The sequence below is a fragment of the Micromonospora sp. CPM1 genome (genome assembly GCF_023896895.1).
GTDB lineage: Bacteria > Actinomycetota > Actinomycetes > Mycobacteriales > Micromonosporaceae > Micromonospora > Micromonospora tulbaghiae.
Genome location: NZ_JAMHIU010000032.1, coordinates 19737 through 40210, shown reverse-complemented (window position 1 = coordinate 40210; position 20474 = coordinate 19737). Strand labels below are relative to the sequence as shown.

The following is a 20474-nucleotide window of genomic DNA, read 5'->3' as shown; positions in this document are numbered from 1 at the left end:
CCGAGCGGCGTGAGGAAAGCGGTTGGGGCGCGCCACGGCCGCGTCGCCGTGACGCGCGAAGGCCGGGGGATCAGGCCGCGGCGTGGGTGCGGCGCAGCAGCTCCGCCACGGTGCTGCCGGCGACCACCGGGTCGAGCGGGTGGGTCAGCGTGGCGTCGACCTCGGCGTACGCGGCCAGCCAGCGGTCGGCGGCGCGGGCGAGCACCACGCAGGTCGGGGGCGCGTCGTCCCGGTCGTCCTTGATCTGGCGGGCGATGCCGATGCCGCCGCCGGGGCTCGCCTCGCCGTCGAGCAGCATCAGGTCGATCTCGTAGTCGTCGACCAGCCGGATGCAGGCGTTGTACTCGTCGGCCTCGACGAACTCGATCTCGATGCCGGGCGCCGGCCGGGTGCCCACGGCGAGCCGCATGCGGTCGCGGACCTTCGGGTCGTCGCTGTAGAGCAGGACGGTGCAAAGACGATCGCTCATCGTGACGTGGCTCCCACCTCGTAGCTGCCCGCTGATCGTAGCGGGCGTCACATCCGGCCTGTCGCCCCGCCCGGGCGTGCTCGGGGCGTACCCCGGAACGGGCCTCAGGCGCTCGCCTCCGCGGCGCGCTCGCGGGCCTCCTGGCGGTCCAGCTCGCGGTCGAGCCGGCGGGCCTCGCGCTCGGACTGTTTGACCCACTGGACGACCAGGACGGCGAGCATGGTGACGCTGACGAACTCGCCGCCGGCCCACAGGATGCCGCCGGCCACCACCTGGTCGTTCCAGGGGTCGGACCAGGACAGGTTCAGCGACGGGTACCAGTCGCCGCCGAACAGCGTGGTGCTCTGCATGATGGTCAGGCCGAGGACGGTGTGGAACGGCACCGAGAGCAGCATGAGCAGCGCGCGTCCCGGGTACGGCCAGCGGCCGGGCAGCGGGTCCAGGCCGAGCAGCGGCCAGAAAAAAACGCAGCCGGTGGCGATGAAGTGCGCGTGGACCAGCTCGTGCGCCCACTCGTGGCGCAGCGTGAACTCGTAGAGGTCGGTGAAGTACAGCGCGAACGGGTTCACCACGAAGATGGCGAACGCCACAAGCGGGAAGCTGTAGATCCGGATCACCTTGCTGTGCACGATCGCGAGCAGCCGCTTGCGCGGGCGTACCGGCAGCGTGCGCAGCGCCAGCGTCACCGGCGCGCCGAGCGCCAGGAAGATCGGCGCGATCATCGACAGCACCATGTGCTGCACCATGTGCACCGAGAGCAGGGCGGTGTCGTACGCGCCGAGCCCGGTGAGCGTGACCAGGGCGATTCCGCCAAGGCCGGGGCCGAGGAACGACACGGTACGGATGACCGGCCAGCGGTCGCCGCGCAGCCGCAGCCGGTGCACCCCGTAGAGGTAGAGGCCGGCGGCCAGGACGATGCCCAGCGTGAGCCAGCTGTCCAGCCGGGTCTCGGTGAGGACCCGGGCCACGGTGAACGGCGGCGGGGCGCCTTCGCCTCCCGCCGCCAGCGTCGCCGGAACAGCCGAGGTGACGGCGCGGATCTGATCGACGTGCAGCACGCTTTTCAGGGTAGGTCAGGCGAAGCGGACCTCCACTATCGGGCCACGGAAGGGCTCGGTTTGGCACCCCGCTGATCGTCGGTCCCGGTCAGGGGCAATAATGACCGCGTGACTGCGGCCCCAGCCATTGACAAGAGCCGGATCCACTCCCTGACCCGACCCAACATGGTCAGCGTCGGGACGATCGTGTGGCTCTCCAGCGAACTCATGTTCTTCGCGGCGCTGTTCGCGATGTACTTCTCCATCCGCGCGGCTGCGCCGGAGCAGTGGGAGAAGCACACCGAGGTGCTGAACATCCCGTACGCGACCACGTTCACGGTGATCCTGGTGCTCTCCTCGATCACCTGCCAGATCGGCGTGTTCGCGGCCGAGCGCGGCGACGTCCACGCTCTGCGCCGGTGGTTCACGATCACCTTCGTGATGGGTCTGATCTTCGTGCTCGGTCAGCTGAACGAGTACCGGACCCTGGTGCACGAGGGCGTGAAGATCAACGAAGACGGTTACGGGTCGATGTTCTACCTCACCACCGGCTTCCACGGTCTGCACGTGACCGGCGGTCTCATCGCCTTCGTGATCTTCATGATCCGTACCACGATGGGCCGGTTCACCCCCGCCCAGGCGACCTCGGCGATCGTCGTGTCCTACTACTGGCACTTCGTGGACGTCGTGTGGATCGCGCTCTACGCCATGATCTACTGGCTCCAGTGATCTTGGCGCGTCACGAACCGCGCCGCTGCTCCGTCCCCTGAGACAAGGTCCAACCGGTTAAGGACACAGGTCATGACTTCTGACAACGACCGCCGACGCGGTCTGCTCGCGCGGCTGCGCGGGCGGCCCGTAGTGCGCAGCAGGGGCCGCCGCCGGCTGGGCGCCGCGGTCCGGCTGTTCGCCGCGCTGATGCTGGCCGGCGGTGCCTACACCGTCTTCGCCCCCGGCGTGCAGGCGCAGGACAACCCTCCGTTGACCGCCGCAGGCAACGAGGGCAAGGCGCTGTTCGACGTGAGCTGTGTGACCTGTCACGGTCGCAACGCCCAGGGCGTCGAGGGCCGTGGTCCGAGCCTGATCGGCGTCGGAGCGGCCTCGGTCGAGTTCCAGGTCAGCAGCGGTCGCATGCCGATGGCCCGGCAGGAGGCCCAGGCCATGCGCAAGCCGCCGCAGTTCACCGACGAGCAGGTGCGCCAGCTCGGGCAGTACATCCAGGAGCTCGGCGGCGGCCCGGAGGTGCCCAACGGGAACCTGCGTGAGGGCGCCAACCTGTCCACCGGTGGTGAGCTGTTCCGGATCAACTGCTCGCAGTGCCACGCCTTCAGCGGCGGCGGCGGCGCGCTGTCCTCCGGCAAGTACGCGCCGAGCCTGGCGCCGGCCAGCGACCGGCAGATCTACGCCGCGATGCTGAGCGGCCCGCAGAACATGCCGGTGTTCGGCGACAACCAGATCACGCCCGAGGAGAAGGCGGACATCATCGCCTACATCCAGGAGACGCTGAAGCACGACGGCGACCCGGGCGGCTTCAACCTGGGCCGCTACGGCCCGTCGACCGAGGGTCTCGCGATCTTCCTGGTCGGCATCGTCGCGCTGGTCTTCGCGAGCCTGTGGATCGCGGGCAAGTCGTGACCGGACGGATCAATGCTTCCAGTGCTGTGGCGCCGACCCCCGGCGTCACCCGTAGCGAGGTGACGGCATGAGCACCCACACCGAGCACCAGGCCCAGCAGGGCCCGGAGCCGCTCGACGTGAACGACCCCCGGCTCTCCCGGTTCGACATCGTCCAGGAGGGTGCGCGTCGGGACGACATCGAGATCGTCCACTACGAGCCGCAGGTGGTCCCGGGCAGCAAGGCCGAGCGCCGGCTGACCCGTACGGTCGCCCTGATGTTCCTGCTGACCGGCGTCTTCGCGACCGCCTTCCTGGTGGTCTACATCTGGTGGCCGTGGCAGTGGGAGCCGGGCACCGGTGGCGACAAGCTCTACACGCCGCTGCTCGGCGTGACGCTGGGCCTGGCGCTGCTGGGCATCGGCTTCGGCATCCTGACCTGGGGCAAGAAGCTGCTGCCCAAGGAGGTCTCGATCCAGGACCGGCACGACCAGGCCGAGGACCCGGAGGGTCGCAAGATCACCGGCGAGACCATGCTCTACCTGGCCGACGAGATGGGCGTACGCCGTCGGCCGCTGCTCGGCATCTCGCTGCTCGCCGGCCTCGCGCCGGTGGGCGCGGTGGCCGCGGCCCCGCTGATCGGTGGCCTGATCGAGCAGCCGCACAAGAACAACCAGATGTTCACCACCGGCTTCCAGCCGGCCGAGGGCGGCAAGAAGATCCGGCTCATCCGTGAGGACGGCCGCCCGATCCGCCCGGCCGACGTCAGCGTCGGCGGCCAGCTCACCGTGTTCCCGGGCATCGACGGCGGCGTCAGCAACCTGCACGCCGACTCGCCCACCCTGCTCATCCACCTGCGGGAGGACGACGCGCAGAAGTCGCGCGCCGCGAACGAGCGCAAGGGCCACGGCGACTACATGTGGGGCAACTACGTCGCGTTCTCCAAGATCTGCACGCACGCCGGCTGCCCGGCCAGCCTCTACGAGCAGCAGACCAACCGCCTGCTCTGCCCCTGCCACCAGTCGCAGTTCCTCATCACCGACAACGCCAAGCCGATCTTCGGCCCGGCGAACCGGCCGCTGCCGCAGCTGCCGATCGAGGTGGACGAGGAGGGCTTCTTCGTGGCGAAGTCCGACTACACCGAGACCATCGGTCCCGACTTCTGGGAGCGGCCATGAAGCGCCGAAAGTTTGATGCGGCCGCGCTGCCGGCCAAGAGCGCGCGGGCGGTGGACGACCGCTTCCAGGTGGCCACGCCCCTGCGCAAGCTGCTGAACAAGGTCTTCCCCGACCACTGGTCGTTCCTGCTCGGCGAGATCGCGCTGTTCTCGTTCATCGTCCTGCTGCTCACCGGCGTCTTCCTGACGTTCTTCTTCGAGCCGGCGATGACCGAGGTCATCTACAACGGCAGCTACGCGCCGCTGCGGGGCACCCCGATGTCGGCCGCCTACGCCTCCAGCCTGGACATCTCGTTCGATGTCCGTGGTGGTCTGATCATGCGGCAGATGCACCACTGGTCGGCCCTGCTGTTCATGGCCGCGATCGTGGTCCACATGCTGCGGGTCTTCTTCACCGGCGCGTTCCGCAAGCCGCGTGAGACCAACTGGATCATCGGCTCGCTGCTGTTCTGGGTCGGCTTCCTGGCCGGCTTCACCGGCTACTCGCTGCCGGACGACGGCCTGTCCGGCACCGGTCTGCGGATCGCCTCCGCGATCATCCTGTCGATCCCGGTGATCGGTTCCTGGGTCAGCTCGTCGATCTTCGGCGGGGAGTTCCCCGGCACCATCATCATCAGCCGCTTCTTCATCGCCCACGTGCTGCTCGTCCCGGGCCTGCTGGTGGCGCTGATCAGCGTGCACCTCGGCCTGGTGTTCAAGCAGAAGCACACCCAGTGGCCCGGCCCCGGCCGGACCAACGAGAACGTGGTCGGCGAGCGGATGTTCCCGCGCTACGCGCTCAAGCAGGGCGGCTTCTTCATGGTCGTCTTCGGCGTGATCGCGCTGATGGGTGGCCTGTTCCAGATCAACCCGATCTGGCTGTTCGGCCCGTACGAGGCGTGGGTGGTCTCGGCGGCCAGCCAGCCCGACTGGTACGTCATGTTCCTCGACGGCTCGACCCGGCTCATGCCGGGCTGGGAGATCCACATCCCGATCGGCAACGGGTACGTCATCCCACCGTTGTTCTGGCCGACCGTGGTGCTGCCCGGAATCCTGGTCGGCCTGTCGACGATGTACCCGTTCCTGGAGGCGCGCCGCCTCAAGGACTACAAGCACCACAACCTGCTCCAGCGGCCCCGGGACGTTCCGGCCCGGACCGCCGTGGGCGCCATGGCGCTCGCCTTCTACGTCGTGCTGACCCTCTCCGGCGCCAACGACGTCATCGCGGACAAGTTCCACATCAGCCTGAACGCGATGACCTGGGGCGGCCGGATCGGCCTGCTGATCCTCCCGCCGATCGCGTACTACATCACGTACCGGATCTGCCTGGGTCTGCAGCAGCACGACCGGGAGGTGCTGGCCCACGGCGTGGAGACCGGCATCATCAAGCGGCTGCCCGACGGCCGGTTCGTCGAGGTCCACCAGCCGCTCACCTTTGCCGAGGGCCACGACGGTCACCCGCCGGCGCTGGACTACGTCGGCTGGGTGGTGCCGAAGAAGATGAACCGGCTCGGTGCCCTCGGCCCGGCGATCCGGGGCTTCTTCTACCCGATCGAGAAGCCGGCCGAGGCGCCGGTCTCGCCGGGGCACCCGCCGGTCGAGGCCCGGCCGGAGCGGGAGGAGATCGGCAGCGGCGAGAGCCGTCGCTGACCCTCCCCGGTACGACTGACAGTGGCGCCCGCCGGATCGTCCGGCGGGCGCCGCTGCCGTTTCCGCCCCTGCCGTCCGGTTGTCTCCCACCTGCGCCGGGCGGCCGGTGCGCGGACGGCCGTCGCCCCCGACACGGACGGGTGGAATCGCAGGAATAACCCCGGTCAGCCGGGTATCCGTGCGGTCCGACGTCTCATGGGGGAGGAACGAATGTTGGGAATCAAACGCCTGGGCCTGCTGGCCGCGCTGGTGGTCGTGGGGCTGGCGCCCGCCGCCGCGTCGCAGGCTGCGGCGCAGCCGTCGACGCAGGACACGCAGTACCTGCAGGCGGTGCACCAGGTCAACCTGTTCGAGATCACCGCCGGTAACCTGGCCCAGCAGAAGGGGCAGAACCAGCAGGTCAAGGACCTGGGCAAGATGTTCGTGACGGACCACACCCAGCTGGACCAGACGGTGCAGTCGACCGCGCAGCAGCTCAACGTGCAGTTGCCGGCCGACCCGACCGCCGACCAGCAGAAGGTCCTGGACAAGCTGAACAACCTCAGCGGCGCCGAGTTCGACAAGGCGTGGGTGACCGCGCAGCTCGCCGGTCACGTCCAGGCGATCCAGGCCACCCAGACCGAGATCTCGCAGGGCTCGGAGCAGTCGGTGGTGCAGATCGCGCAGGACGCGCTGCCGGTCCTCCAGGCGCACTACGACGCGCTGGTGGCCCTGGCCCAGACGCTGGGTGTCCCGGTTCCGCAGACCAGCGCCAGCGGCACGCCCAGCCCGGGCGGCACCACGTCCCCGGGTGGCACCGAGTCGCCGGCTCCGGGCGGCACCGAGACCGAGGAGCCCGCTCCGGGCACCACGGAGACCCCGGTGCCCAGCCAGAGCTGACGTACCGCACGGTCGACGGTGGCCGGTCCGCCCGCCAGGGTGGGCCGGTCACCGGCTCGTGTCAGTCGGCGTTCGCCAGGCCGATCGCGAACGCCTCCTCCAGGTCGTGCTGCGAGTAGGCGCGGAACGCGATGTGCGACTCGGTGTTGAGCACGCCCGGCACCTTCGAGATGCTGCCGGCGATGACCTGGGCGATCTGCTCGAACTCCCGGACCCGGACCATGGCGATCAGGTCGACGTGCCCGGCCACCGAGTAGACCTCGCTGACGCCGGGCAGGTTGGCCAGGTTCTCGGCCACCTCGGGGATGGAGTCGGTGGCGCAGTCGATCAGCACGATCGCGGTGATCACGGGACGGTTCTCCGTTCGTCGGCGACGAAGCCCATGCTAGAGCCCGCGCCCCTCACCGCGCCGCCGGGACGGTCAGGTCGTCCCCGGCCCGGATCACCTCACGCAGGCGTTCCCCGGCCGCGACTGTCGCGCCCGGCCACACCACGGACCGGTCGACGTCGCCGTGCACCCGTGCGCCGGCGCCGACCACCGAGCCGGTGACCCGGCCGTCCACCGTCGCGGCCGGGTCCACCAGCCCGTCCGGTCCGGCCGCGTGCAGGTTGGCGGCCAGGTAGTCGGCCGGCGTGCCGGTGTCGTAGAACGTGCCCCGGTAGGGCACGACGCTGAGCGCCCCGGCGGCCTCCGCGGGCCGCCACACCGCCCGGACCAGGTCGCCGAACGTGGCGGGCAGGTCGCGGACCAGCCGCCAGGGCAGCAGCGAGAAACCCACGAACTCGTGGCCGTCGAAGGTGCCGGGGGCGTCCGGGTCGTCGGCGGGCCGGCCGAGCAGGCGTACGCCGTGCCCGTCCCACCCGTCCAGCAGCGCGGCGATGTCCGGGCCGGGCGGGGCCTGCGGGTCGGCCAGGTACGCGTCGGCGTTGCCCACGAGCACGCCCCGGCCGTCGATCCAGTCCCGCAGCCGGCCCACGCCCCCGGCGGTGCCCAGCGGAGCGTCCGGCTCGACCGACAGGTGGGCCCGTCCGCCCACCCGCGCGACCACCTGGTCGCCCAGGTAGCAGGCGTTCACCGCGACCCGCTCCGGGCCGGTCAGGCCGAGCCCGGCCAGCCGGGCCAGCGCCCGGTCCAGCAGCGGGACGTTCCCGACCGGGCAGAGCGCCTTCGGCACCCGCTCGGTGAGCGGGCGCAGCCGGGTGCCCTCGCCCGCGGCCAGCACGACCGCGCACACCTCGGCCCCCGCGGCCGGGGTGCCCGCGTACGGGGCGCTCACGCGGCGGGTCGGTGCTCGCCGGCGCGCGGGCCGATGCCGTAGTACCCGAGCAGGTTGGCGGTGGCGCGGCTGAGCCGGGGCAGGTCGTCGAGCGGATGGAAGGCGGCCTCGATGACCTCGGCGCCGTCCACCTTCAGCTCGGTGGTCGACGCCGGCACCTCCGCCTCGAAGACCACGTCGACCCAGCCCTTGGCGTGCACCACCGCGTTCGGCACCGCCGGGCGCAGCACGTCGGGGGACAGGCGGACGCCGGACTCCTCGTACAGCTCACGGGCCGCGCCCACCACCGGGGCCTCGCCGCGTTGCAGCAGCCCGGCCGGCAGCGTCCAGCTGTAGCCCGGCGGCTGGCGCAGCAGCAGGATCCGGCCCGCGCCGGTGGCCTCCGCGTCCCGGACCAGCGTGACCGCGCCGACGATGTACTTCGGTACGGCCAGCCGGACCAGTCGCCGCCGCAGCGGGACCGGCAGCCGGTAGAAGAACTTGTAGCCGAGGGCCCGTCCGGTGGCACGCGCGCGGGGGATCATGCCGTCCAGGCTAGTGGTCCCGGCGCGGACCGGCTCCGTCTACTGCCTGTGGTCGACCAGATCGATCAGCTGCTGGACCACGGTGTCCGGCTCGACCGTGCGGTCGAAGACCGCCACCAGCAGCGTCTCCAGGTCGGGGTAGCCCAGTTCCTCGGACAGCCGCAGCAGCGGCAGGTCGCTGGCCAGGCCCCGGTTGTGCTTGCGCAACGCCAGGCCGATCGAGGCCCGGCCGAGCCGGACCTTGTCGGCGATCGAGATACCCGGCTCGGTGTGCTCCGCGAACCAGCGGTTGATCTGCATCTGGGCGTGCGGGGACTTCACGAAGCCCAGCCACTCCCGGCGCGGGCCGCGCGGGGCCACGTCCGCCTCGAAGCCGCTCTCCGCGTCGTTCTCGGTGAAGATCTCCACCACGTCGCCCTCCTCCAGTTCGGAGGAGAGCGGCGCGAGCCGGCCGTTGATCCGGGCGGCCAGGCAGTGGTCGCCGCGCTCGGTGCCCAGCTCGTACGCGAGGTCGACCGGGGTCGCCCCGGCCGGCAGCACCACCTGCCGCCCGTCGGCGACCACCTGGATCTGCGCCTCGGACAGGTCGCAGCGCAGCGACTCCATGAACTGGGTCGGGTCGACCGTCTCCTGCTCCCAGTCGAGCACCCGGCGCAGCCAGGCCAGCTCGTCCGCCCGGTCGACGGCCCGGCCCGCGGCCCGGGGGAAGCGGTAGTGGGCGGCCACGCCGTACTCCGCGGAGCGGTGCATCTCGGCGGTGCGGATCAGCACCTCGACGGTGCGGTCCTGCGGGCCGCAGACGCTCGTGTGCAGGGACCGGTAGAGGTTGTTCTTCGGGGAGGCGATGAAGTCCTTGAACCGGCCCGGCACCGGCCGCCAGAGCCCGTGCACGGCGCCCAGCGCGGCGTAGCAGTCGGTCGCCGGACCGTCCACCACGATCGCGATGCGGGGCAGGTCGTACGGGGCGGCGTGGTCGCCGGCGACGGTGTCCTTCCAGATCGAGTAGAGGTGCCGGGGGCGGGGGGAGACGTCTGCGTCGACCCGGTTGCGGCGCAGCGCCACCCGGGTGCGGGCGACCACGTCGGCGAGGTAGGCGTCCCAGCCGGGCCGGTCGTGCACGAACCGGGCGATCCGCGCGTGCTCCTCCGGCCGCAGGTGCAGCAGCACCACGTCGTCCAGCTCGCGTTTGAGCGTCTGGATGCCCAGCCGGTCGCAGAGCGGGACCAGCACCTCCTGGGTCTTGCGGGCGATCCGCTCCCGGGAGGCGGCCGAGCGGACGCCGAGCGTACGCATGTTGTGCAGCCGGTCGGCCAGCTTGATCACCAGCACCCGGACGTCCTTGCCGGCCGCCACGATCATCTTGCGGACGGTCTCCGCCTCGGCGGCCTTGCCGTAGAACGCCTTGTCGAACTTGGTCACGCCGTCGACCAGGTGGGCGACCTCACGGCCGAAGTCCTCCTGGAGGGCCTGGAGCGTGTAGCGGGTGTCCTCCACCGTGTCGTGCAGCAGCGCGGCGACCAGCGTGATGGTGTCCATGCCGAGGTCGGCGCAGATCTGCGCCACCGCCAGCGGGTGGGTGATGTACGGCTCGCCGCTCTTGCGGAACTGGCCGCGGTGCATGTTCTCGGCGATCGTGTAGGCCCGGCGCAGGACCGAGGCGTCGGCGCTCGCGTGGATGCCGCGGTGGGCCCGGACCAGTGCGGTGACCGGGTCGCCGTCGGCCGTCGGCCAGGTGAGCAGGGAACGCAGGCGGCGGGTGAGCGGTAACTCGCCCTGGGCGGGAAGCGCGCCACCCAGGGCGGCGCCGTGTCCGGCGTCGACGTCCACCTGGGACACCTCCCTCACCCCGGCCCTCGGCCACCGGGAACCGGCGACCGGGAGCAGAGCCCGCGAATCGGGCAGGTCTGCACTCCTTTAACAGACTAAGGGAGTCGAGGTAGTCCGATCGGTCAGTTGGTCATGAGCGTTCGGTCGAGAGTTTGGCGGATCCGCCGTTCTCCGCCTTCGTCAGCAGGTCGCGGAAACGCCCCGCGCCGGCCACCGGCGAGGCCCAGCCGTCGGTCGACTCGACCAGCCGGGTCTCCGGTCGTTCCAACCAGGACAGGATCCGCTCGGTCTCCTCGGCGGTCGCGGCCGGCACCGGACCGTGCCCGGGCAGCACCGTCTCGGCGGTGGCCCGGATCGCGGCGATCGTGGGTCGCGGGTGGACACCCGGCGGGGACACCCCGGCCCCGGCGAGCCGGCCGTGCCGGATCAGCGCCAGCTCCCAGCCGCCCCGGGCGGCCGGACGGGCGGCGGCCAGCTCGGCGATGCCGGTCAGCGCGGCCAGCCGCTGCATCCGGACCGCCGCGCGCAGCACCGCGACGAGCCGGCCGCGGACAACGGCCGCCTCCTCGTACCGCTCGGCGGCCGACAGCACCTCGATGCGGGCGAGCAGCGCGTCCACCACCACCGCGGGGTCGTCGCTGGTGGCGGTGCGGAACGGCGTCGCCGCGCGGTCGTCGTACTCCTCGGGGGTGATCTTGTGCTCGCAGGGCGCCGGGCAGCGGCCCAGCTCGGCCAGCGCGCAGGCCGGCATGGTGGTGCGCCGGGAGAGCCGGTGCGTGCACTGACGCAGCGGCACGGCGTCGTGGAAACCGGCGGCGGCCAGCTCCGCCGCCTGCCGGGACCGGAACGGCCCCAGGTAGGCCGTGTCGGTGGGCGCGAGGGCACGCACGATCGACAACCGGGGGTACGCCTCGTCGGTGAGCTTCAGCCACACCTGGCGCTCCGGATACTTCGACCGGCGGTTGTACGGCGGCGCGTGCGCCGCGATCAGCCGCAGCTCGCGGACCTCCGCCTCCAGCGAGTGCGCGCACTCGACCGCCTCGACGCGCTCGGCGGCGGCGAGCATCTCGGAGATCCGGGCCCGCTTCTCCGCGGCGGTGAAGTAGCTGCGGACCCGGGTGGCGATGTCGCCGGACGTGCCGACGTAGAGCGGCCGGTCGTCGGCGGCCCGGAAGATGTAGACGCCCGGCACCTTGGGCAGCCCGTCGGCGAGGTGCCGCTTGCGGCGCTGGGTGGGCGTGACCGCGCGGGCGAACTCGATCGCCTCGCCGACCGTGCCGACCCGGTGCCCGCCGAGACGGCCGATCAGCCCGTGCAGCACGTCGACGGTGGCCTTCGCGTCGTCCAGCGCCCGGTGGGTGGGCTGGGTCGCGGTGCGGAAGTAGGCGGCGAGCGTGCCCAGCTTGCGGTTGGGCACCTCGTCGCGGGTGAGCACCCGCCGGGCCAGCGCGGCCGTGTCCAGCACCCGGGGGTTGGGCCAGCGGTAGCCGTGCTTCGCGCAGGCGGCCTTGAGGAAACCCACGTCGTACGGCGCGTTGTGGGCGACGAGCACGGCGTCGGTGATGAACTCCAGGAAGCTGGGCAGCACCTGCTCGATCGGCGGGGCGGGCAGCAGCATGGCCTGGGTGATGCCGGTGAGCACGGTGATGAACGGCGGGATCGGCACGCCCGGGTTGACGAGCGTGGCGAGCACGCCCAGCTCCTCGCCGCCGCGGACCTTCACCGCGCCGATCTCGGTGATCCCGCCGCCGTCGGGAGCGCCGCCGGTGGTCTCCAGGTCGACCACCACGAAGGTGGTCGCGTAGAGCGGCAGCGCCGGGTCGACACCGCTGCCCGCCGGGTCCAGGCCGGCCAGCGACTCCTGGACGTACTCCGCTCGTGTCACCCGCGGGACGCTAGCGGCACGGTCCGACACTCCTGTCACTGCCGCCCCAGGAGATACCACGGGGGTACGATGAGAGATCGGCTCACTCACCGGGCGGTGGGCCCGTTCGGGGTGGGAGACTTGCCTCATGCCCCTCACCGAGCCGTACGACGACCGCTCCTCCGTGGAGGAGCCGGTGGTCGGCGTGCCCGCAGGTGAGGACGCGCCACCACCGGTCGAGCCCGAGCCCGTGCTGCCCGAGCCGGTCCGGCAGCGGATCGTCACGCTGACCGCCGCCGTGCTGCCCGGCCTGCCCGCCGACGAGGTGCCGGTGCCGCTGCGGCGGGTCGCCAAGTTCGCCCCGAACCGCCGGGCCCGTCTCGGCGCGCCCGCGATCGCCGCCCAGCTCACCGCCGACCCGCTGTTCCGGCAGCGGATCACGGCCCGGGTGCTCGCCGACGCCGGTGACCTCGGCGCGGCGGTGGTCGAGGGCACCGCGCCGGCCGCCGCCGACCCGGTCGAGGTGGCCGCCCTGGCCTACCTGGCCCGGCCCCGCGGCTGGCGGGACCTGATCGAGGCCAGCGGCGAGGCGGTACGCGCCGAGGCCGACAGCGCGGTCGTGGCCGAACTGGTACGCGAGGCCGAGCAGCGGGCCGCCCGCGCCGAGCACGACCGGGCGGTGGCCCGCGTCGAGGCGGAGAAGCTGCGCGACGAGCTGGCCCGGGTCCGGGAGGAGCTGGGTCAGCTCCGCGAGGAGGCCCGCCAGCTGACCCGTACCCTGCGGGAGACCCAGGCCCGGGAGCGCAAGGCCACCGAGATGCTCGCCACCGAGCGAGGGCGGGCGGCCCGCGCCGCGGCCGACGCGGACGCCGAGCTGCGCCGCGCCCGGGCCCGGCTGGCCGAGGCGGAGGCCGCCGCCGGCGTGGCCCGGGCCAGCGCCAAGGAGGCCCGCTCGGTCGACGACGCGCGGCTGTGGCTGCTGCTGGAGACGATCGGCCAGGCCGCCGTGGGGCTGCGCCGCGAGCTGGCGCTCGACCCGGTGGACAAGCTCCCGGCCGACTTCGTCGCCGACGCGTTCGCCGAGCAGCCGGGTGCCGCGCCGGCCGGCCCGTCGACGCGGGCCCGCGACACCGACGACCCGGCCCGCCTCGACCAGTTGCTCGCGCTGCCGCGGGCACACCTGGTGGTCGACGGCTACAACGTGACCAAGCGCGGCTTCGGCGAGATGTCGCTGGAGCAGCAGCGCAAGCGGCTGATCACCGGCCTCGGCGGGATCGCCGCGCAGACCGGGGACGAGGTCACTGTCGTCTTCGACGGCGCCGAGCGGATCCACGGCCTGCCTCCGGCGCCGCGCGGCGTGCGGGTGCTGTTCTCCCGCAAGGGCGAGACCGCCGACGAGCTGATCCGCCGGCTGGTCCGCGCCGAGCCGGCCGGGCGGCCGGTGGTCGTGGTCTCCTCCGACCGGGAGGTGGCCGACGGGGTGCGCCGGCACGGCGCGTACCCGCTGGGCGCCGACTCGCTGCTGCGGCGCCTGGCGCGTTCCTGACCTTCGCCCTTACTTGATCGACTCCAGGTCGGGGAAGTGGCGGGGTCGAGGGCGTGCTGATCGCGCCACTTCGGCGTACTGGTTCGGGTTCGCGGCGGGTGCTGCCTCGTTGTCCGGTTCTGTCGTACCCGAGCGTTAGCGTTCTGGTGACCGACGGTGGTGGTTCCTTCCCCGAGCGCCACCGGCGACCCGTCAGGAGGCGTTGATGCTGATCGACTGCGACACCTGCGGCAACCGCGGCGCCGGCTGCTCCGGCTGCCTGGTGACCGCACTGCTCGACTCCGACCCGGCCGACCTCGGCCCGGCCGAGCACCGGGCGATCGAGGTGTTCGCGCGGGCCGGATTCGAGGTGGAGGTGCTGCCACCAGCGCCCGGCGCGGTGCCCGCGCCGACACGGGCACCGGCGCCCCGCCGTCCCGCCCGTCGCCGGATCGCCTGACGCGCCCGCTGCCCGCCAGGCGCCGCCCAGGGTGCTGAAGGCAACCGCCGACCGGGTCAGCCGCCCATCGCCCGCTTGCCGGGCTCTCGCGCCGCTCCGCACGGCTTCTCGTCACCCCGTTGACCGGACCGGCGCCCGTGCGGGCCACGCTGTCGGGTCGCGCGCCGGGCACGGCGGTCCGATCGGCGGCCGGGCAATAGGATGGGCGGTCACGGCGGGAGGGAGCGGCATGACGCGGACGGGGCACGACGGCGGGGTGAGCCGGTGACCCCGCGCGCCTGGGCGCTGCTGACCCTGGCCGGCCTGGTGGTCGCGCTGCTCGTGGCGGTGGCGCTGCTGGTGCCGTGGAGCCGGCCGCCGGCGCCCCGCGCCGACCAGCTCGCGGCGCTACGGGATCTCCCGGCCGAGCAGGTGACCCGGGGCCGGGCCTTCCACGGCGCGCTGCGCCCGGCGGCCTGGTCGGCGCTGGCGGTCGGGCTGGTGGTGGCGGTGCTGCTCGGGCTGACCCCGCTGGGCGGGCGCCTGGTCGAACTGGTCGGCCGGCCCTTCGGCGGGCACTGGATCGCGCAGGCCGTGCTCGGCGGGCTGGCCGTCATGTTCCTCGCCGACCTGCTCACGCTGCCGTTCGCGGCCTGGCGCCGCACCGTGCTGGTCCGCTACGGGCTGAGCACCCAGAGCTGGGGCGGCTGGGCGGTCGACCTGCTCAAGTCGTACGCGGTCAGCGCGGTGATCGGCGCGCTGGTCCTGCTCGGCTTCTACACGGTGGTCCGGCTCGCCCCGCGCTGGTGGTGGGCGTTCGGCGCGGCCGGTGCGGCGGCCCTGGTGGTGGTGCTGTCGTTCGTGCTGCCGGTGCTGGTCGAGCCGGTGTTCAACCGGTTCACCCCGATGGAGCCGGGCCCGCTGCGCAGTGAGCTGACCGCGATGGCCGCCCGGGACGGCGTACCGGTGCGCGACGTGCTCGTCGCCGACGCGTCCCGGCGCACCAGCGCGGTGAACGCGTACGTCTCCGGGCTCGGCCCGACGCGGCGGGTGGTCGTCTACGACACGCTGCTGCGCGAGGCGGAACCGGCCGAGGTGACGAGCGTGGTCGCCCACGAGCTGGGCCACGCCAAGGACCGGGACGTGTGGACCGGCACGGTGCTCGGCGCGCTCGGCGCCGCCGCCGCTGTGGTGGCGCTCTACCTGATCGGCTCGTGGACGCCGCTGCTGCGGCTCGCGGGCGTCGACTCGATCGCCCAGCCCCGGGCGTTCCCGCTGCTGATCGCGCTGGTCACGGTCGCCGGCCTGCTCGCCACCCCGGCGCAGGGGCTCGTCTCGCGCCGGATCGAGGCCCGCGCCGACGCCCACGCGCTGGCGCTCACCGGCGACCCGGCGACGTTCGAGGCGATGCAGCGGCGGCTCGCCGGGGTCAACCTGGCCGACCCCGACCCGCCGCGCTGGGAGCGCCTCTGGTCGGCGACCCACCCGTCCACCGTGGAGCGGATGGCCGCCGCCCGCGCCTACGCCAGGGAGTCCGGTCGATGAGCCGTACCTTGCTGATCACCAACGACTTCCCGCCGCGCCCCGGCGGCATCCAGTCGTTCGTGCACAACCTCGCGGTGCGCCAGCAGCCCGGCTCGGTGGTGGTGTACGCGTCGAGCTGGCGCGGGGCGGAGAAGTTCGACGCCGACCAGCCGTTCGAGGTGGTCCGGGAGCGGACCCGGGTGTTGCTGCCCACCCCGCTGATCGCCCGGCGGGCGGCGCGGCTGGCGCGCGCGTACGACTGCGACACCGTCTGGTTCGGCGCGGCGGCCCCGCTGGGGCTGCTCGCCGCGGGCCTGCGGCGACGGGCCGGGATCCGCCGGGCGGTGGCGCTGACCCACGGCCACGAGGTCGGCTGGGCGGCGCTCCCCGGCGCCCGGTCGGCGCTGCGCCGGATCGGCCGGAGCGTGGACGTGACCACCTACCTCGGCGAGTACACGCGGGCACGGCTGGCCCGCGTGCTGGACGGGCCGACCGAGCTGCGGCGGCTCGCGCCCGGCGTGGACGTGGACACCTACCACCCGGAGGTCGACGGCGGGCGGGTCCGGTCGCGGCTCGGGCTGGCCGACCGGCCGGTGGTGGTGTGCGTGTCGCGGCTGGTGCCCCGCAAGGGCCAGGACATGCTGATCCGCGCGCTGCCGGAGATCCGCCGCCGGGTGCCCGACGCCGCGCTGCTCGTGGTCGGCGGCGGCCCGTACCGCTCGACGCTGGAGAAGCTGGCCCGACAGGCCGGCCTGGAACGCGACGTGGTCTTCACCGGCTCGGTGCCCTCGGCCGAGCTGCCCGCCCACTACGCGGCCGGCGACGTCTACGCGATGCCGTGCCGCACCCGCAACCGCGGGCTGGACGTGGAGGGCCTCGGGATCGTCTACCTGGAGGCGAGCGCGACCGGGCTGCCGGTGGTGGCCGGTGACTCCGGCGGCGCGCCGGACGCGGTCCGCGAGGGGGAGACCGGGTACGTGGTCGGGGGCCGGGACGTGGCCCAGCTCGCCGACCGGGTGGCCACGCTGCTCGCCGACCGGGACCTGGCCCGGCAGTTCGGCGCCGCCGGCCGCGCCTGGGTGGAGCGGGAGTGGCGCTGGGAGACGCAGGCGCAGCGGATGGCCGCCCTGCTGGCCGGCTGACCGCGCGCCGGCCGGGCCAAGGCCACAGGCCGGCAAGGCTCAAAAGGCCGCGCGCCGGCCGGGTCAGGAGGCGGCGGACCGGCCAGGCTCGGAAGGCCGGGTCAGGAGGCCGCGTCGACGTGGGCGGGCACCCGGCCCAGGTGCGGCGCGGCCGGGCCGGGACGGCCGAAGTGCCAGCCCTGCCCGGCGTCGCAGCCGATCGCGCGCAGCCGGTCCGCCTGGTCGGCCGTCTCCACGCCCTCGGCGGTGACGGTGAGGCCCAGCGCGTGCGCCAGCGACACCAGCGAGGCGAGGATCCGCTCGTCGGTGCCGCTGCCCGGCGCGCGCAGGCCGGTCACGAACTCGCCCGCCACCTTCAGCTCGTCGACCGGCAGATCCCGCAGGTACGCGAGGTTGCAGTAGCCGGTGCCGAAGTCGTCGATGGCGACCCGGACACCGAGGTCGCCGAGCACCCGCAGGGCGCGCACCGGCTCGACCACTGTGCTCATCATGGTGCTCTCGGTGATCTCCAGTTGCAGCCGGTGCGGCGGCAGGCCGGTGTGCCCGAGCACGCCGCGTACCTCGGTCACCAGGTCGGTGCGGTGCAACTGCCGGACGGCGAGGTTGACGCTGACGAACGGCGCGTCGCCGTCCGCGCCGGGCCAGGTGCCCGCCTCGCGGCACGCCTCGGCCAGCACCCAGCTGCCCAGCCGGACGATCAGCCCGGTCTCCTCGGCCAGCGGGATGAAGCTGTCCGGCCGCAGCACACCCAGCTCCGGGTGACGCCAGCGCACCAGCGCCTCCATGCCGAGCACCCGCCCGTCGCGCAACGACGTCAGCGGCTGGTAGTCGAGGTAGAACTCGCCCCGGTCCAGCGCGGCGGGGATCGCCGCGGACAGCGCGTACCGGGCCAGGTCGCGGCGGTTGCGGTCGGCGTCGAACAGCGACCAGCGGGCCCCGCCGGCGGCCTTGGCCCAGTGCAGCGTGCTGTCGGCCGCGCGCATCAGGTCCATCGGCGAGGTGCCCGCGACCGGGCGCTCCACGATGCCGATGCTCGCGGACACGGTCAGCTCGTGGCCGTCGACGAGCGCCGGCTCGCGTACCGCGGCGAGCGCCGCCTCGGCGACCTTCACCGCGTCGTCGGTGCCGGCGGTGCGCTCGACCAGGATCACGAACTCGTCGCCGCCGAGCCGCGCCACCAGGTGCTCGCCGAGCGCCCGGTGCAGGCGCTGGGCCACCGTCACCAGGAGCGAGTCGCCGACCTGGTGGCCCAGGGAGTCGTTGACCACCTTGAACCGGTCCAGGTCGAGGAAGCACACGCCGACGCGGTCGGCGCCCCGGCCCGGCGCGGTGATCGCGGCGGTCAGCCGTTCGGTGAACAGCGTGCGGTTCGGCAGGCCGGTGAGCGGGTCGTGGGTGGCCTGGTGCCGGAACCGGGCCTCGCTGTCGCGCAGCGCCCGTTCGGCCTGCGCACGGGCCATCATGGCGGCCCGGCGGATGGACTCCTGCTCGTCGAGCGTGCGGTCGCGCAGGGCGCGGGCGTACCCGGTGGCGACGGTGGCGAGCAGCCGCGCCATCCGGTCCTCGACGTCGTCGACGACCAGGTCGAGGTCGCGGACCAGGCGCAGCTGGATCACCTCGACGGTGCGGCCCAGCCCTTCCGCGGACGCGATGTGCGCCTGCACCAGCTCCGCGCCGACCTGCTGGCCGATCCGCAGGTCGAACGGCTCGGCGCGCAGCGCCTGGGCCAGCCGGTCGGTGAGCCGTTGCAGCATCTCCTCCAGCTGCGACTGCGTCATCGGCAGGTAGCTGGTGCCGGACACCGCCTTGGCCCAGGCCCGGGCGAACACGCCGGGCCGGCAGCGGGCAGCGTCGTCACCCACCGAGCCGCCCGACCCCGCCCATGAAGACGGCCCGTTCGGCGTTCTCCGCCTGGTCGGGGGAGTCCGGCCGCCACTGCGGCACCCACACCACACCCGGGTCGACCAGCTCGAAGCCGTCGAACAGCGCGGTCAGCTCGGCCCGGCTGCGGATCCAGAGCTGGCTGTCGGTACGCCGGTAGACCCGTTCCGCCTCGGCCCGCTCGCCGGTGCCGTCGCGGCCCTCCTCGCTGGCCTGGGAGAGCACCAGGTGGCTGCCGGGCGCCAGCGCCCCGCGCAGCGTCCGGAGGATCTCCTCGGGGCGGTCGGCGTCCGGGACGAAGTGCAGCACCGCCACGATCATCACGGCGACCGGCCGGGAGAAGTCCAGCAGCCGGGTGACCTCCGGGTGGGCCAGGATCGCCTCCGGGTTGCGCAGGTCCTCCTGGAGCACCGTGGCGTGCGCGTTGCCGGCCAGGATCTCCTGGCTGTGCGCCACCGCCACCGGGTCCACGTCGACGTAGACCACCCGCGACTCCGGATCGATCCGCTGGGCGATCTCGTGCACGTTGCCGACCGTCGGGATGCCGGAGCCGATGTCCAGGAACTGGCGGACGCCGGCCTGGGCGAGGTACTGCACCGCCCGGCGCAGGAACGCGCGGTTGGCCTGCGCCATCAGCGGGGCCTCCGGCACCGCCTCGACCATCGCGCGGGCGGCCGCCCGGTCGGCCGCGAAGTTGTGCGAGCCGCCGAGGTAGTAGTCGTACATGCGGGCGACGCTGGGGCGCTCGATGTCGATCGTCTCGGGTGCCCAGTCCGGCCGCTGCATGTCCTGCCCCTGCCCCTCGGGTGTCGGCGACACGCGGTCGTCACCGCCGCGCGGATCACCCGGGTATTCTGCCCCTCCGCCGTCGCGGTGCAAAGACCGTCGTCGCTGTGCGTCCGGCCGGTCACCGTACGCGACCACCCCGTGGACGGGAACGCCGAGAGGCCCGCGTCCGTGACGGACGGGGCCTCTTCCGGCGGTGCGCCTGTCAGAACTTCGGGGCGTCCGGGGCCTCCAGCAGCCCCAGCCGCAGCGCGGTCATCAGGGCCTGCGCCCGGTTGGCCGCGCCGAGCTTCTCGTAGAGCTTCGAGATGTGGGTCTTGGCGGTCGACTCGCTGACGAACAGCTGCTTGGCGATGCCCGCCACGCTCATGCCGTCGGCGAGCAGCCGCAGCACCTGGCCCTCACGGGGGGACAGCTGCGGGCCGGACGGCGCCAGCCGGCGCTTCATCGCCTCGGCCAGGTCGGCCGCGGTGAACGCGCTGGGGGAGGAGGCGGCGTGCCGGGCGGCGGCCACCACCTCGTCGGCCGGGGCGGTCTTCGGCACGAACGCGCTCGCGCCCGCCTCCAGGGCGCCGAAGAGCTGGTCGTCGCCGGCGTACATGGTCAGCACGACGATGCCCATGGACGCGCTGGACTTGCGCAGGGCGCGGGTGGCCTCCAGGCCGCTGCCGTCGGGCAGGCGGAGGTCCATGATCACCACGTCGGGCTGGAGCGCGCCGGCCTGACGCACGCCCTCCGCCGCGGTGGCCGCCTCGCCCACGACCTCGAACTGACGGTCGCGCTCGAACGCGTGACGCAGCCCCTTGCGGATGAGGTCGTGATCGTCGACCAGGAGAACCTTGGTACGGGTGGCCGGTGTCGGACTGCTGGTCATCCTCGGG

Annotated in this window: 19 protein-coding genes; 9 read left to right on the top strand and 10 right to left on the bottom strand. The window is 73.2% G+C overall.

Translation table 11 applies throughout. The annotated features are described in order from the left end of the window. Positions 1-70: 70 nt before the first annotated feature. The gene (locus M8C11_RS27460; protein WP_091421042.1) at positions 71-469 is read right to left on the bottom strand and encodes a hypothetical protein; all 399 of its coding nucleotides are present in this window, start codon (positions 467-469) and stop codon (positions 71-73) included. A gap of 104 nt (positions 470-573) precedes the next feature. Then, entirely contained in the window at positions 574-1527 is a 954-nt protein-coding gene (locus M8C11_RS27455) for a cytochrome c oxidase assembly protein (RefSeq protein WP_091421037.1), read from the bottom strand. A 108-nt stretch (positions 1528-1635) separates the two neighbouring features. Here M8C11_RS27455 and M8C11_RS27450 point away from each other — a divergent pair, with 108 nt between their 5' ends. From M8C11_RS27450 to M8C11_RS27430, 5 genes are all read left to right on the top strand, one after another. Beyond that, on the top strand, positions 1636-2235 hold the full coding sequence (locus M8C11_RS27450; protein ID WP_120568759.1) for a heme-copper oxidase subunit III: 600 nt from the start codon (positions 1636-1638) through the stop codon (positions 2233-2235). A 72-nt stretch (positions 2236-2307) separates the two neighbouring features. Then, the gene (locus M8C11_RS27445; protein ID WP_252454249.1) at positions 2308-3141 is read left to right on the top strand and encodes a cytochrome c; all 834 of its coding nucleotides are present in this window, start codon (positions 2308-2310) and stop codon (positions 3139-3141) included. 67 nt (positions 3142-3208) lie between these two features. Beyond that, a complete protein-coding gene (locus M8C11_RS27440) occupies positions 3209-4297 on the top strand; it encodes a ubiquinol-cytochrome c reductase iron-sulfur subunit (protein ID WP_120568760.1) in 1089 nt (362 codons plus the stop codon). After that, on the top strand, positions 4294-5925 hold the full coding sequence (locus M8C11_RS27435; protein ID WP_252454247.1) for a cytochrome b N-terminal domain-containing protein: 1632 nt from the start codon (positions 4294-4296) through the stop codon (positions 5923-5925). Before M8C11_RS27440 ends, M8C11_RS27435 begins: the two co-directional genes overlap by 4 nt. A 210-nt stretch (positions 5926-6135) precedes the next feature. Further along, positions 6136-6804, top strand: a complete 669-nt coding sequence (locus tag M8C11_RS27430; RefSeq protein WP_120568762.1) for a DUF4142 domain-containing protein — start codon at positions 6136-6138, stop codon at positions 6802-6804. Between the two features lie 61 nt (positions 6805-6865). Here the strand turns inward: M8C11_RS27430 and M8C11_RS27425 are convergent, their stop codons facing one another. From M8C11_RS27425 to M8C11_RS27405, 5 genes are all read right to left on the bottom strand, one after another. Beyond that, positions 6866-7153 carry an Lrp/AsnC family transcriptional regulator gene (locus M8C11_RS27425; RefSeq protein WP_088999172.1) on the bottom strand — a complete coding sequence of 96 codons (288 nt, stop codon included), beginning with the start codon at positions 7151-7153 and terminating at the stop codon, positions 6866-6868. A gap of 52 nt (positions 7154-7205) precedes the next feature. Then, a complete protein-coding gene (locus M8C11_RS27420; RefSeq protein ID WP_252454245.1) occupies positions 7206-8081 on the bottom strand; it encodes an NTP transferase domain-containing protein in 876 nt (291 codons plus the stop codon). Beyond that, a complete protein-coding gene (locus M8C11_RS27415) occupies positions 8078-8605 on the bottom strand; it encodes an NUDIX hydrolase (RefSeq protein WP_120568764.1) in 528 nt (175 codons plus the stop codon). The genes M8C11_RS27420 and M8C11_RS27415 overlap by 4 nt, the downstream gene beginning before the upstream one ends. A 39-nt stretch (positions 8606-8644) precedes the next feature. Then, entirely contained in the window at positions 8645-10432 is a 1788-nt protein-coding gene (locus tag M8C11_RS27410; RefSeq protein ID WP_252454243.1) for a bifunctional (p)ppGpp synthetase/guanosine-3',5'-bis(diphosphate) 3'-pyrophosphohydrolase, read from the bottom strand. A gap of 130 nt (positions 10433-10562) precedes the next feature. Continuing rightward, positions 10563-12317 carry a DEDD exonuclease domain-containing protein gene (locus M8C11_RS27405; RefSeq protein ID WP_252454241.1) on the bottom strand — a complete coding sequence of 585 codons (1755 nt, stop codon included), beginning with the start codon at positions 12315-12317 and terminating at the stop codon, positions 10563-10565. Between the two features lie 127 nt (positions 12318-12444). Between M8C11_RS27405 and M8C11_RS27400 the strand changes: the two genes are divergently transcribed. The 4 genes from M8C11_RS27400 to M8C11_RS27385 all read left to right on the top strand — a co-directional run bounded on the left by M8C11_RS27400 (position 12445) and on the right by M8C11_RS27385 (position 16926). Further along, complete coding sequence (locus M8C11_RS27400; RefSeq protein WP_252454240.1) at positions 12445-13842, top strand: NYN domain-containing protein; 1398 nt, start codon at positions 12445-12447, stop codon at positions 13840-13842. Positions 13843-14047: 205 nt separating this feature from the next. After that, a complete protein-coding gene (locus M8C11_RS27395) occupies positions 14048-14281 on the top strand; it encodes a hypothetical protein (RefSeq protein WP_121683511.1) in 234 nt (77 codons plus the stop codon). Between the two features lie 264 nt (positions 14282-14545). Beyond that, positions 14546-15805: a M48 family metallopeptidase gene (locus M8C11_RS27390; protein ID WP_120568768.1), complete on the top strand. Its 1260-nt coding sequence runs from the start codon at positions 14546-14548 to the stop codon at positions 15803-15805. Beyond that, the gene (locus M8C11_RS27385; RefSeq protein ID WP_252454238.1) at positions 15802-16926 is read left to right on the top strand and encodes a glycosyltransferase family 4 protein; all 1125 of its coding nucleotides are present in this window, start codon (positions 15802-15804) and stop codon (positions 16924-16926) included. Before M8C11_RS27390 ends, M8C11_RS27385 begins: the two co-directional genes overlap by 4 nt. Positions 16927-17027: 101 nt before the next feature. On the opposite strand, the gene M8C11_RS27380 is transcribed toward M8C11_RS27385, so the two are convergent. From M8C11_RS27380 to M8C11_RS27370, 3 genes are all read right to left on the bottom strand, one after another. After that, on the bottom strand, positions 17028-18704 hold the full coding sequence (locus M8C11_RS27380; RefSeq protein WP_252454255.1) for a bifunctional diguanylate cyclase/phosphodiesterase: 1677 nt from the start codon (positions 18702-18704) through the stop codon (positions 17028-17030). A 76-nt stretch (positions 18705-18780) separates the two neighbouring features. Continuing rightward, positions 18781-19593: an SAM-dependent methyltransferase gene (locus M8C11_RS27375; protein WP_120568771.1), complete on the bottom strand. Its 813-nt coding sequence runs from the start codon at positions 19591-19593 to the stop codon at positions 18781-18783. Between the two features lie 205 nt (positions 19594-19798). Continuing rightward, positions 19799-20467: a response regulator transcription factor gene (locus M8C11_RS27370; RefSeq protein WP_013287678.1), complete on the bottom strand. Its 669-nt coding sequence runs from the start codon at positions 20465-20467 to the stop codon at positions 19799-19801. Between the last annotated feature and the right edge of the window lie 7 nt (positions 20468-20474).